Source organism: Streptomyces sp. NPDC104367, from assembly GCF_055583825.1.
On the sequence record NZ_JBVJND010000004.1, the window covers coordinates 355144 to 366662 of the forward strand.

Genomic DNA, 11519 nt, shown 5'->3' on the forward strand with positions numbered 1-11519 from the left:
ATCGCGGCCAGGCGTGGGTGTGCGAAGCAGGGGTCGGTCATGGGGTTCCTCTCCGCCGGGGCCGTGGCGCCACGCCCGTTCCGGCCGGCCGTTCACTCCGCGCCGGCGCACCCGGCTTCCCGCGCTGCCATGACCTCGTCACCGTACGCGAACGCCCACGCCCCGAGGGTGTCGATGGGCCCGAGCAACGACCGCCCCAGTCCGGTGAGTTCGTACTCGACGTGCGCCGGGGCCCCGGGCAGTGCGCGCCGGGACACCAGTCCGCCGGACCGGAGGCGCCGCCGCGTCTCGGTGAGCACCTTGGCGCTGATGCCGCCGATGTGCTCCCGCAGCTGGACGGGACGCCTCGGCCCGTCCCGCAGCGCCCACAGCACCACGGCGTTCCCGGTGTTCGAGAGCAGGTCGAAGGCCGGCCGGGCACGGCAGCCGGCGAGGAAGGCGTCGGTCGTCACTTACCGGATGGTGCCCCACCGGCTCCGTAGCGTCGGTCCGAAAGGCCGAGGCGGCCGCGGACGAGGGAGCGTGCGATGCGCATCGGGGTACTGGGCACGGGCAACGCGGCGGAGGCACTGGCCGTCCACTGCTTCCCGGCCCGGTCAGCCGCGTGGCGGGGCCGTGCTGGATCTGATCACCAGGCGGGTCGGGACGAGTTCGGTGCCGGGACGGGACTCGTCGCCCGTGCGGATCTGGCGCAGGACACCCCGCACGCAACGGCGGCCGACCTCGGCGAAGTCCTGGTGGACGGTGGTGAGGGGCGGGATGAAGAAGGCCGCGTCGGGGGTGTCGTCGAAGCCGACCACGCTGATGTCCGCCGGGACGGACAGCCCCCGTTCGTGGAAGGCCCGCAGCAGGCCCAGGGCCATCTGGTCGTTCGCGGCGAACACGGCCGTGCAGTCCGGCTGTCCGGCGAGCGCGAGCCCGGCCGCGTACCCCGACTCGGCCGACCAGTCGCCCCGCAGCGGCTCCGGCACCGCCCGCCCGGCCTCCGCCAGCACGGCCCGCCAGGCCTGGGTACGGCGCTGACCGGCGTACGAGGACTGCGGACCGGTGACGTGCCACACGGTCCGGTGCCCCAGCTCCAGCAGATGCCGTACGGCCCTGCGCGCGCCGTCGGCCTGGTCGGTGTCGACCACGCTGTAGCGGTCCCCGGCGTCCGAGTCGACGACCACGACATGGACACCGGGCGGCAGTTGCACCGTGCCGGTGTCGAGCAGATGCACCTCCATGATGACGATGACCGCGTCCACCGCCAGCTCGCCCATCCGCGTGAAGGCGCCCAGCACGTTGTCCTGCGTGGCCGCGTCCAGGGGGATGAGGGTGATCGCGAAGCCCTCGGCCGCCGCGTGCGTGGCGATCGCCTCCACGGTGCGGCTGTTGCCCGTGGAGGAGAGGCTGAACAGGATCACGCCGATGGTGTTGAACCGGCCGTAACGCAGCGCCCGCGCCGCGCTGTTGGGCCGGTAGCCGAGTTCGCGCATCGCGGCCAGCACCTGTTCCCGGGTGGAACCGATCACCCCGGGACGGCCGTTGGAGACCCGTGAGACCGTCTGCGACGAGACACCGGCGAGCCGGGCCACGTCCGCCATCGAGACCCGCTGCTTGCGGCGCCCGCCGGGCACCCCGGAACCACCCCGCCGCGCACCGCCCGCGCCCGCCGCGCCCCCCTGCCCGGAGCCGTTCAGGTCCATCGCCTCACCCCTCAAGTCCCCTTCGCACTACGGATCCTACGGAGCGGGAAACCTTGACGGCCGCTGGAGCGGATGTCACGATTCCGTCGCTTTCGAGTTTACGTAAACATCGCCGCGTGACCAGCCCGGACGGAGATCCCGTCCGATCGTCGCGCAGATGATGTTCACGTGAACATGTCCGGACGATGTTCACGTGAACACGCGGCCTGGGTCCCGGGCCCCGCCGCGCCGAGCCGCCGTCTTCCGAAAGGGCACGTCGATGCGCAAGACCCCCACCAGAACCCGCGTCACCCCCCGCACCCGGGCCGCCCTCGCGGCGGTCGCGATCGCCGCGGTGGGCGCCACGACCCTCACCGGCAGTCCGGCCTCCGCCGCCGAACCGGGCCACGGCACCAGCCAGTTCAAGGGCGTCAACTGGGCCGACCCGCGCGACAACTTCGCCGACGACCCCGTGGTCCTGTCCGGCCTGTCGCTCTCCGACACCTACGCCCAGACCTACGCCAAGGCCACCCGGGTCATCGCGGCCTTCCGCGCCAACCTCGGCGCCAACACCGTACGGCTGCCCATCAACCCGTACACCGTCAACGGCTCGTACTGGAAGTCGTACCGCGCTGTCGTCGACGCGGCCTCCGCCCAGGGCTTCAAGGTGATCATCTCCTACTGGGAGGGCACCGGAGACCGCAAGGACGGCTTCATCGACGACGAGGCCACCTACTGGCCCATGTGGGACACCGTGGTCAAGGCCTACCGGCACGACCCGCACGTCTACTTCGAGCCGATGAACGAGCCGCACGGCTACACCGACGCCGAGTGGGCCGACCTCGCCGCCAAGTGGCTGGCCACCTACCCCTCCGTCCCGCACGACCGGGTGTTCGTCAGCGGCGCCGGCTACAACGACCACGTCACCACGGTCTGCGCCGACCCGCGCCTGAAGGGCACCTACCTCTCCCTGCACCACTACGGCTTCTGGAAGAGCTACGCGACCTACGACCAGTGGGCCGCCGACCTGAAGGAGCGTCTCGGCGACTGCGCGGGCCGTACCGTCGCCGACGAGTTCGGCGCGCCGATGACCACCGGCCTCGACTACAACCGGCCCGCTCCCGACGACAACTCGGTCAACTTCATCCAGGCCGACACCGACACCTTCCGCAAGCTCGGCATGGGCTCGGTCTACTGGCCCGGCCTGCGTACCGACGACACCTACTCGATCCAGAAGCTGATCGGCGACGCGGCCCGGCCGTGGCTTGCCACCACCAACCAGTCCGGCGCCGACCGGCTCGCCTGGGCCTGGGGCCGCGGCAGGCCCGTGGCGGGCTGACCGGGCCGGGGCGGCCGCGGCGCCGACGGGCACCGCGGCCGCCCGGGGCTACGGTCCGTCCGGTCCGGGGGGCGTGGTGACGTCCGTCAGGTCGCGCAGGAACGTCAGCCCGGGGCGGCCGGAGAGGAGGGTCTCGCCGGTGACGACGAATCCCACCCGGGCCAGCACGGCCCGGGACGCCGCGTTGTCGAGGGTGGTGGCGGCGCTCAGGGCGGTCAGTCCGTACCGTCCGGCGGCGAGTTCGAAGACCTTCAGCACGGCCGAGGTCGCCAGCCCCCGCCCCGCCGCCCGCCGCGCGATCCGGTACCCCAGGTCGGCCCGGCCGCCCGCGATGTCCACCAGGTTGACCCGCCCCAGCACCTCGCCCCCGGCGTCGACGATCACGTGGAAGCGGCAGACGCCGGCCTCCTGTTCGGCGAGCAGTGCGCGGTGCCGCTCGTCGAAGCGGGCGAAGTAGTCGTCCCCGCGGTCGGGGATGGACGCCGCGAAGTAGGCGCGGTTCTCCCGCTCGAAGGCGAGCAGCGCGGGCGCGTGGTCGGGGCGCAGCAACTCCAGTTCGGGCATGGACAGGACACTACGCACCCGGCCCCGCGTCCGTCGGCCGATCAGGACTCGCGCAGGTCCTTGACCCGGCGGAGCTTGCCGACCGAGCGCTCCAGGGTCTCCGGGTCGACGACGGCGACCTCCACGGTGATCCCGATGCCGTCCTTGACGCCCTGGGCGATCGCCCTCGTGGCGGCCTCCCGGTCGGCGGGCCCGCTGTCGGGCCGGGCCTCCACGTGCACGGTCATGTGGTCCATCCGCCCGCGCCGGCTGATCCGGATCTGGAAGTGCGGTGCCACCCCGGGCGTCCGCAGCACGATCTCCTCGACCTGGCTCGGGAAGACGTTGACCCCGCGCAGGATGATCATGTCGTCGCAGCGCCCGGTGATTTTCTCGATACGGCGGAACGCGGGGCGCGCGGTGCCGGGCAGCAGCCGGGTCAGGTCTCTGGTGCGGTACCGGACGACGGGCAGCGCCTCCTTCGTGAGCGTGGTGAGGACCAGTTCGCCGCTCCCGCCCTCGGCCGCCACCTCGTCGGTGAGCGGGTCCACGACCTCCGGGCAGAAGTGGTCCTCCCAGACGTGGAGCCCGTCCTTGGTCTCCACGCACTCCTGTGCGACACCGGGGCCGATGACCTCGGACAGGCCGTATATGTCGACCGCGTGGATGTCGAGCCGCTCCTCGATCTCGCGGCGCATCTCCTCCGTCCAGGGCTCGGCGCCGAAGATGCCGACCCGCAGGGAGGTGGAGCGCGGATCGACGCCCTGCCGCTCGAACTCGTCGAGCAGGGTCAGCATGTAGGAGGGCGTGACCATGATGATCTCGGGGCGGAAGTCCTGGATGATCTGCACCTGGCGCGCGGTCATGCCGCCGGAGGCGGGGATCACCGTGCAGCCGGCGCGTTCGGCGCCGTAGTGGGCGCCCAGGCCGCCGGTGAACAGGCCGTAGCCGTAGGAGATGTGCACCTTGTGCCCGGGGCGGCCGCCCGCGGCCCGGATCGAGCGGGCCACGACGTCCGCCCACATGGACAGGTCGGCGTCGGTGTAGCCGACCACGGTGGGGCGGCCGGTGGTGCCGCTCGACGCGTGCACGCGCCGTACCTCGGACATCGCCACGGCGAACATGCCGAAGGGGTAGGTGTCGCGCAGGTCGGCCTTGGTGGTGAAGGGGAAGCGGGCGAGGTCCGCCAGGGTGCGGCAGTCGTCGGGGGTCACGTCGGCCGCGTCGAACTTCCGGCGGTACAGCTCGACGTTGTCGTAGGCGTGCCGCAGGGTGGTGCGGAGCCTGGTGAGCTGGAGCGCCTCCAGTTCCTCGCGGGACAGCCGCTCGGCGTCGTCCAGGAGGGCTTCGGGGAGCGGTTCTCCCCGGCGGACGGCACCGGGCCGGGACGTGGTCGTTTCGCTGCTCATCGCGGCTCCTCGGTCGCTGTGCGGAGAGTGCGGCTGCGGCCGCGGAACTCCGCGATCACCTCGTCGCCGCGTACGACGCTCACGTCGTAGACGCCGCTGCGGCCGAACCGGACGCGCTCCCGGGCGGTGGCCACCAGGACGTCGCCCTCGTAGGCGGGCGCGACGAAGTCGATGTCGGCGCCGGCGGCGACGGTCACGGGGCCGTGGCTGTTGCAGGCGCAGGCGAACGCCGAGTCGGCGAGGAGGAACAGATGGCCGCCGTGGGCGATCCGATGCCCGTTGACCTGCGAGGACGTCACGGTCATCCGGAGCACGGCGGTCCCTTCGCCGTGCTCGAGCAGCTCGATGCCCAGTGCTCGGGACGCCTCGTCCGCGGCGAACATCGTCTCGACGGGGCCAGGCGTGGTGCCCGGTACCTGGATCGTCATCTCCACCACCTCGTGGACCGACCGAACATTCGGTTAGCATGCGGCCAGGTCAAGTAATCCAGCCGGTTCCCCGCATGTCAAGGCAGTGGCCGCGGGTGGGGACGGGGCGCGCGGCGGCCCGCCTCTTGCCAGACCGGGGCGGTGGCGGCCTATGATGAACCGAACGAATGGTCGGTAGGGAGTGGTGGAGATGACCGAAGGGCCCGGCAGGGACGCCGAGCACGACCTGGAGTCCCACTTCGAGGCGACGATCGCGCACGACCGGCGGATCGAGCCGCGCGACTGGATGCCGGAGGGCTACCGCAGGACGCTGGTCCGGCAGATCGCCCAGCACGCGCACTCGGAGATCATCGGCATGCAGCCGGAGGGCGAGTGGATCACCAGGGCGCCGTCGCTGCGCCGCAAGGCGATCCTGTTCGCCAAGGTCCAGGACGAGGCCGGCCACGGCCTGTACCTGTACTCGGCCGCCGAGACCCTCGGCACCGACCGGGCCGACCTCAACCAGCGCCTCCTCGAAGGCCGCCAGAAGTACTCCTCGATCTTCAACTACCCGACGCTCAGCTTCGCCGACGTCGGCGTCATCGGCTGGTTCGTGGACGGCGCGGCCATCTGCAACCAGGTGCCCCTGTGCCGCAGCTCGTACGGCCCCTACGCGCGCGCCATGGTCCGGATCTGCAAGGAGGAGTCCTTCCACCAGCGGCAGGGCTACGAACTGCTGCTCACGATGATGCGCGGCACCGAGGCCCAGCGGGAGATGGTGCAGGACGCGGTCGACCGCTGGTGGTGGCCGTCCCTGATGATGTTCGGCCCGCCCGACGACGACTCGCCCAACTCCGCGCAGTCGATGGCCTGGAAGATCAAGCGGCACAGCAACGACGAACTGCGCCGGCGCTTCGTCGACATGACCGTGCCCCAGGCCGCCCGGCTCGGCGTCACCCTCCCCGACCCCGAACTGCGCTGGAACGAGGAGCGCGGCCACCACGACTTCGGCACCCCCGACTTCGCCGAGCTCAGGGAGGTCATCAGCGGCAACGGCCCCTGCAACGCCCAGCGGCTGGAGCGCAGGCGCACCGCCCACGAGGAGGGCGCGTGGGTGCGGGCGGCCGCCGGCGCCCACGCCGCCAAGCAGGCCGCCCGGACACGAGCGGAGGACGTGGCATGAGCGACACCGGCAACTGGCCCCTGTACGAGGTGTTCGTGCGCGGCAAGCGCGGCCTCAACCACGTGCACGTCGGCTCGCTGCACGCCGCCGACGACCGGATGGCTCTCACCCACGCCCGTGACCTGTACACCCGGCGCAACGAGGGTGTCAGCATCTGGGTCGTCCGCTCTGAGCACATCGCCGCCTCCACCCGGGACGAGAAGGACCCCTTCTTCGCCCCCAGCGCCGACAAGGTCTACCGGCACCCCACCTTCTACGACATCCCCGACGACGTCCCGCACATCTAGGAGCCGGTGATGAGCGACGACCACGTCTACCTGAGCCTGGCCGAGGGCCACGACGAGGGCGACGCCCGCTGGGCGTTCGGCACCGGCTTCGAGGATCCCCTGCACGGCGTCGACACCGCCGTACCCGGCACCGTCGACGCCGCCGGGCTCGCGGCCTGCTGCCTCGCGCTCGGCGACGACGCGCTGGTCCTGGCCCAGCGGTTCGCCGAGTGGATCACCCGCGCCCCCGAGCTGGAGGAGGAGGTGGCGCTCGCCAACATCGGGCTCGACCTCCTCGGCCAGGCCCGCCTGCTGTACGCCCGCTGCGGCCAGGCGGACGGCACCGGCCGGACCGAGGACGCCTACGCCTACTTCCGCGACGCCGACGCCTTCCGCAACGTGCGCCTGGCCGAACTGCCCAACGGCGACTTCGCCTTCTCCGTCCTGCGGCTGCTGGTGTTCGCCAGCTGGCGCCTCGCCCACTTCACGGAACTGGCGTCCGCGGCCGACCCGGTGCTCGCGGCCGTCGCCGCCAAGGGCGTCAAGGAACTCACCTACCACCGCCAGTACGCCGCCGAGTGGGTCGTACGCCTGGGCGACGGCACCGAGGAGTCCCACGCGCGCATGCGGACGGCCCTGGAGACGCAGTCCCCGTACTGGGAGGAGCTGTTCGCCGCCCACGACGCGCGCGGCGCGGTGCTCGCCGATCTCCGGCAGGTCCTCGACGCCGCCGGCCTCCCGCTGCCGGGCACCGCGCCCGCACCCGGGCACGGCCGGGACGGCGACCACACCGAGCACCTGGCCCCGCTGCTGGCGGAACTCCAGAGCGTGGCCCGCGCCCACCCGGAGGCGACATGGTGACCGCCCTGTCCGGCCTGCGGCGGGCCCGGCACCTCGCCGGACAGGTGCCCGACCCCGAACTGCCCATGCTCACCCTGGCCGACCTCGGGGTGCTCCGCGAGGTGACGGTCACCGCCGACGGCACGGTGGTCGCGAGCCTCACCCCGACCTACTCGGGCTGCCCCGCCATGGCCGAGATGCGCGCCGGGGTCGCCGTCCGCCTGCGGGACGCCGGCTTCGACCGCGTCGAGATCCGCACCGTCCTCGACCCGCCGTGGACCAGCGACTGGATCACCCCCGAGGGCCGCCGCAAACTCGCCGCGCACGGCATCGCACCGCCCCTGACCGCGCCGGCGCCCGCCGCGGGCCCCGTCCCGCTGGACCTGTCGCCGACCCGGCGCCGCGTGGCGTGTCCGCGCTGCGGATCCGCCGACACCGAGGAGACCTCCCGGTTCGCGGCCACCTCCTGCAAGGCCCTGTGGCGGTGCCTCGCCTGCCGCGAGCCGTTCGAGTACGTCAAGGAGATCTGATGGCAGAGCTGACGGCACCGGCCGCAGGTGCCCCCGCGACGACAGCGCGCCGGCGCCGGCCCGCCTTCCACCTGCTGCGCGTCGCGGCGGTCCAGCGGCTGTGCGAGGACGCCGTGGCGGTCACCTTCGACGTCCCCGCCGCGCTGGCCGAGGAGTACGCCTTCGCCCCCGGCCAGGCCCTCACCCTGCGCCGGGAGACCGGCGGGTGCGACGAACGGCGCTCCTACTCGATCTGCTCACCGGCCGGCCGGCCGCCCCGCATCGGTGTCCGCGAGGTGCCCGGCGGACTCTTCTCCGCCTGGCTGGTCCACGAGGTCCGGCCGGGCGACACCGTCGAGGTGATGGCCCCCACCGGCGCCTTCACCCCCGACCTCACCGAGCCCGGCCGGCATGTGCTGATCGCGGCCGGCTCCGGCATCACCCCCATGATGTCCATCGCCGAGTCCGTCCTGGCCGCCGACGACCGCTCCGAGGTCACGCTGTTCTACGGCAACCGCCGCACCGACACCGTGATGTTCGCCGACGAACTCGCCGACCTGAAGGACGAGTACCGCACCCGCTTCCAGCTCGCCCACGTCCTGTCGCGCGAACCCCGCGAGGCCGAACTGCTCTCCGGCCGCATCGACGCCGACCGGCTCGCCGCCCTCGTCGGAGGACTGGTCGACGTCCCGTCCGCCGACCACTGGTGGCTCTGCGGCCCGCACGGCATGGTCCGCGACGCGCGGCAGGTCCTCGCCGGGCTGGGCGTCCCCGGCCACCGGGTCCACCAGGAACTCTTCTACGCCGACGAGGGCGGCGAGCCGGTCGAACCCGTCCGCCACGAGGAGGCCCCGGCGGCCGGCCCCGCCAGCGAGGTCACCGTCACCCTCGACGGCCGCTCCACCACCGCGCGCCTCCCGCGCGGCGCCACCCTCCTCGACTCCGCCGCCCGCATCCGCCCGGACCTCCCCTTCGCCTGCAAGGGAGGGGTGTGCGGCACGTGCCGCGCGCGCGTCGTCGACGGCGAGGCCGACATGCGCCGCAACTACGCGCTGGAACCCGCCGAGGTGGCGGCCGGCTACGTTCTGACCTGCCAGTCCTACCCGGTCTCCGAGAAACTGACCGTCGACTACGACAGCTGACGGCCCGTCCCCGCCGCCGTGGCCCCGGAATTCCGTCGCGCGTCCCGCGGGGGAGTCGTTACCCTCCGCCTGAGCGAGGCGGGACGGGTGACCGCGAGGGGAGCCAGACATGGGGACCGGCCGACTGGGACTGCTGCTCGACCAGTTCGACTGCGCCAGGGAACGGGCGCAGGCGCGGCTGACGGGCCTCGGCGACGAGGAGTACCTGTGGGAACCGGTACCGGGCTGCTGGTCGCTCCGCCGCCGGGCCGAGGCGAGGACACCCCGGGCCTACGGTCCCGGAGACTGGGTGCTGGACCTGGGCGCCCCGGACATCCCGGCCGGCGAGTACGCGGAGGTCGCCCGGCAGGCCGCCGCAGGCATGCCCGTCGCCAGGATCGCCGAGGACTGGAGCGTCGGCGTCGAACGGGTCGAGGAGATCCTCCACCGCACCGGCCCGCCGGAGCCCGACCGGACCGCGGTGACCACCGTCGCGTGGCGGCTGGGGCATCTGCACTCGGGTTTCGCGGGCCGCTGGGAGTGGACCTTCGGGCCGCGGAGCCGGGATCCGAAGCAACTGGTGGACTTCACCCCCAGCGCAGCCCTGGCCCTCGACCGGTTCTGGACGGAGGTGGACCGCTGGCGCGACAGCGTCGCCACCGTCACCGACGAACAGCTCGACACCGTCGGCTTCTCCCGGTACCCGTACGGCTCCGACCCCGACGAACCCTTCGTCGACGTGCTGTGGGGCACCAACCTCGAATTCATCCACCACATGGCCGAGACAGCCCTCCTCCGTGACCTGTGGCAGGCCCGCTAGCAGCCCCGTGGACCTCCCCCGCATCCTGCGCGAACGCAGCGCCGCCTGCGCCTGAGCCGGCTCGACCCGGCCCTGCGCGCGGACACCGCGTCCCAGGCGGACTTCACCACACCGTTCAGCCGCACAGCGCCGGGGCGGGCCCGGAAGGTGATCGCCTGCTTCCCGACGAAGCGTTCGTGGCTCCGCGCCCCCGGCGTTCTGACGCGTCGTACCCCTGGGCCTCCAACGTCGCGTGTGCGAAGCCGAGTTCCACGGCGGCCTCCCGGATCTCCACGGGCGGCTGGAGCATGTGCGTGCCGTCCTCGGCCCACAACCCCTCGATGGCCGTAAGGCGTTCGACGGCGTCCGCGGCCGTCCACTGCGCGATGCAGCGGTCGGCCGGCTGCGCGACGGAACGCTGCCGCTGCTCTTGCGGCCTTCCGCGGAACTTGTCACGCTTGTCTGTCCGACCGTCCGCCTCAGCCCACTGCGCGGCGTTCGTGAGATCGCCGGCCCGATCAGCCCCGGCTCGATACGTTCGTGCGCGCTGCTCTCCCTCTCGGCGCTGAGGCGCGTACGCCGCGTCCACGCACCACAGCACCGGCCGGACAGCCGCCGCCTCACCTGTGGAGCACACCATGGACACGAGCGAGGAGGCCGCCCGCGGCCTGACCGACATCCAGGACTTCCTCTACCAGCAGGCCCACCTGAGGGCGGCGCGGCGGCGTGTCGCCGACTTCACCGCACGGGCGCCGGGCCTGACCCCGCAGCAGCGGACGGACATCGAGCGCTGGTACCTGGACGAGCAGACCTACGTGGCCCGCATGGTGACCGAGCACATCGCCGCCCGCGTCAGCGTGGTGGAACAACGCCATCACGCCCGCTTCGGCCGCTGGCTGCGCGGCACACTGATCGCGATGACCCTCATCACCGTCGCCATGGTCCTGTGCGTCACCACGATCCTGGCGAGCGCGTCCTAACCGGGGAACCGCCCATGTCCTGCGGCGGCCGGGCGGTGCCGGGTCAGCCGGTTCGGGGGCCGGATCGGTGGCCGGTCCCGTAGCGGCCCGGGGTGGTTCCGAGGATCTGGGTGAAGGCTGCGATGAAGCCGCTGGGGTCGGACCAGCCGCAGGCGTGGGCGGTGTGGGTGGTGTCGTGGCCGTCGGCGAGGAGCAGGAGCGCGTGCTGGACGCGCAGGAGCGTGCGCCACTCGTAGAAGGTCATGCCGACACGCCACGGCGTGCGCACGCCGGTGGGCCCCGCGGCTCCCGGGCCGGTCAAGCGCAGGACGGGTGAGGGCAAAGGCGCGGGCAAGGGGCGGTCATGGCGGGCCGCTGCCCGGCGGGTGCTGGCCGGGTGGCCATGTGGTGTTCATGTGACCGCAGTTGGGCTGGGCCAGGGTGCGGTCGTTGTCAGCTCAGCCGCTCGTCGAAAGG

At 72.7% G+C, this 11519-nt stretch carries 14 protein-coding genes; 8 read left to right on the top strand and 6 right to left on the bottom strand.

The genetic code is table 11. The features are described from left to right. Positions 1–92 precede the first annotated feature (92 nt). Together ACZ619_RS08855 and ACZ619_RS08860 are read right to left on the bottom strand one after the other, a co-directional pair. Positions 93–452 carry a winged helix-turn-helix transcriptional regulator gene (locus tag ACZ619_RS08855; RefSeq protein WP_469595947.1) on the bottom strand — a complete coding sequence of 120 codons (360 nt, stop codon included), beginning with the start codon at positions 450–452 and terminating at the stop codon, positions 93–95. A 144-nt stretch (positions 453–596) separates the two neighbouring features. After that, positions 597–1688 carry a LacI family DNA-binding transcriptional regulator gene (locus ACZ619_RS08860; protein ID WP_469595950.1) on the bottom strand — a complete coding sequence of 364 codons (1092 nt, stop codon included), beginning with the start codon at positions 1686–1688 and terminating at the stop codon, positions 597–599. A gap of 259 nt (positions 1689–1947) precedes the next feature. Here ACZ619_RS08860 and ACZ619_RS08865 point away from each other — a divergent pair, with 259 nt between their 5' ends. Further along, positions 1948–3006, top strand: a complete 1059-nt coding sequence (locus tag ACZ619_RS08865; protein WP_469595953.1) for a glycoside hydrolase family 5 protein — start codon at positions 1948–1950, stop codon at positions 3004–3006. A 48-nt stretch (positions 3007–3054) separates the two neighbouring features. On the opposite strand, the gene ACZ619_RS08870 is transcribed toward ACZ619_RS08865, so the two are convergent. From ACZ619_RS08870 to paaI, 3 genes are read right to left on the bottom strand one after another with little or no spacing between them, the layout of a single operon-like run. Continuing rightward, positions 3055–3570 (bottom strand): GNAT family N-acetyltransferase, encoded by a 516-nt coding sequence (locus tag ACZ619_RS08870; protein WP_469595956.1) that lies wholly within the window; start codon positions 3568–3570, stop codon positions 3055–3057. Positions 3571–3611: 41 nt separating this feature from the next. Then, the gene (gene paaK, locus ACZ619_RS08875; protein ID WP_469595959.1) at positions 3612–4958 is read right to left on the bottom strand and encodes a phenylacetate--CoA ligase PaaK; all 1347 of its coding nucleotides are present in this window, start codon (positions 4956–4958) and stop codon (positions 3612–3614) included. After that, a complete protein-coding gene (gene paaI / locus ACZ619_RS08880; RefSeq protein ID WP_469595961.1) occupies positions 4955–5386 on the bottom strand; it encodes a hydroxyphenylacetyl-CoA thioesterase PaaI in 432 nt (143 codons plus the stop codon). The genes paaK and paaI overlap by 4 nt, the downstream gene beginning before the upstream one ends. A gap of 190 nt (positions 5387–5576) precedes the next feature. Between paaI and paaA the strand changes: the two genes are divergently transcribed. From paaA to ACZ619_RS08915, 7 genes are all read left to right on the top strand, one after another. Next, positions 5577–6548, top strand: coding sequence for a 1,2-phenylacetyl-CoA epoxidase subunit PaaA (gene paaA / locus ACZ619_RS08885; RefSeq protein ID WP_469595964.1), 972 nt, complete (start codon positions 5577–5579; stop codon positions 6546–6548). Next, positions 6545–6835 (top strand): 1,2-phenylacetyl-CoA epoxidase subunit PaaB, encoded by a 291-nt coding sequence (gene paaB, locus ACZ619_RS08890; RefSeq protein ID WP_469595966.1) that lies wholly within the window; start codon positions 6545–6547, stop codon positions 6833–6835. Before paaA ends, paaB begins: the two co-directional genes overlap by 4 nt. 9 nt (positions 6836–6844) lie before the next feature. Then, positions 6845–7675 (top strand): 1,2-phenylacetyl-CoA epoxidase subunit PaaC, encoded by an 831-nt coding sequence (gene paaC / locus ACZ619_RS08895; protein WP_469595968.1) that lies wholly within the window; start codon positions 6845–6847, stop codon positions 7673–7675. Continuing rightward, complete coding sequence (paaD, locus tag ACZ619_RS08900; protein WP_469595971.1) at positions 7669–8184, top strand: 1,2-phenylacetyl-CoA epoxidase subunit PaaD; 516 nt, start codon at positions 7669–7671, stop codon at positions 8182–8184. The genes paaC and paaD overlap by 7 nt, the downstream gene beginning before the upstream one ends. Beyond that, positions 8184–9305 carry a 1,2-phenylacetyl-CoA epoxidase subunit PaaE gene (paaE, locus tag ACZ619_RS08905; protein ID WP_469595973.1) on the top strand — a complete coding sequence of 374 codons (1122 nt, stop codon included), beginning with the start codon at positions 8184–8186 and terminating at the stop codon, positions 9303–9305. The genes paaD and paaE overlap by 1 nt, the downstream gene beginning before the upstream one ends. 109 nt (positions 9306–9414) lie before the next feature. Continuing rightward, positions 9415–10104: a DinB family protein gene (locus tag ACZ619_RS08910; protein ID WP_469595975.1), complete on the top strand. Its 690-nt coding sequence runs from the start codon at positions 9415–9417 to the stop codon at positions 10102–10104. Between the two features lie 617 nt (positions 10105–10721). Further along, positions 10722–11063 (top strand): hypothetical protein, encoded by a 342-nt coding sequence (locus ACZ619_RS08915; RefSeq protein WP_469595978.1) that lies wholly within the window; start codon positions 10722–10724, stop codon positions 11061–11063. Positions 11064–11106: 43 nt separating this feature from the next. On the opposite strand, the gene ACZ619_RS08920 is transcribed toward ACZ619_RS08915, so the two are convergent. Further along, positions 11107–11307 (bottom strand): helix-turn-helix domain-containing protein, encoded by a 201-nt coding sequence (locus ACZ619_RS08920; RefSeq protein WP_469595980.1) that lies wholly within the window; start codon positions 11305–11307, stop codon positions 11107–11109. Between the last annotated feature and the right edge of the window lie 212 nt (positions 11308–11519).

Bases quoted from the DNA above. Each gene is read 5' to 3' on its own strand.
- ACZ619_RS08860 (WP_469595950.1), bottom strand. From the start codon at position 1,688: ATGGACCTGAACGGCTCCGGGCAGGGGGGCGCGGCGGGCGCGGGCGGT.
- ACZ619_RS08865 (WP_469595953.1), top strand. From the start codon at position 1,948: ATGCGCAAGACCCCCACCAGAACCCGCGTCACCCCCCGCACCCGGGCC.
- ACZ619_RS08870 (WP_469595956.1), bottom strand. From the start codon at position 3,570: ATGCCCGAACTGGAGTTGCTGCGCCCCGACCACGCGCCCGCGCTGCTC.
- paaK (WP_469595959.1), bottom strand. From the start codon at position 4,958: ATGAGCAGCGAAACGACCACGTCCCGGCCCGGTGCCGTCCGCCGGGGA.
- paaI (WP_469595961.1), bottom strand. From the start codon at position 5,386: ATGACGATCCAGGTACCGGGCACCACGCCTGGCCCCGTCGAGACGATG.
- paaA (WP_469595964.1), top strand. From the start codon at position 5,577: ATGACCGAAGGGCCCGGCAGGGACGCCGAGCACGACCTGGAGTCCCAC.
- paaB (WP_469595966.1), top strand. From the start codon at position 6,545: ATGAGCGACACCGGCAACTGGCCCCTGTACGAGGTGTTCGTGCGCGGC.
- paaC (WP_469595968.1), top strand. From the start codon at position 6,845: ATGAGCGACGACCACGTCTACCTGAGCCTGGCCGAGGGCCACGACGAG.
- paaD (WP_469595971.1), top strand. From the start codon at position 7,669: ATGGTGACCGCCCTGTCCGGCCTGCGGCGGGCCCGGCACCTCGCCGGA.
- paaE (WP_469595973.1), top strand. From the start codon at position 8,184: ATGGCAGAGCTGACGGCACCGGCCGCAGGTGCCCCCGCGACGACAGCG.
- ACZ619_RS08910 (WP_469595975.1), top strand. From the start codon at position 9,415: ATGGGGACCGGCCGACTGGGACTGCTGCTCGACCAGTTCGACTGCGCC.
- ACZ619_RS08915 (WP_469595978.1), top strand. From the start codon at position 10,722: ATGGACACGAGCGAGGAGGCCGCCCGCGGCCTGACCGACATCCAGGAC.
- ACZ619_RS08920 (WP_469595980.1), bottom strand. From the start codon at position 11,307: ATGACCTTCTACGAGTGGCGCACGCTCCTGCGCGTCCAGCACGCGCTC.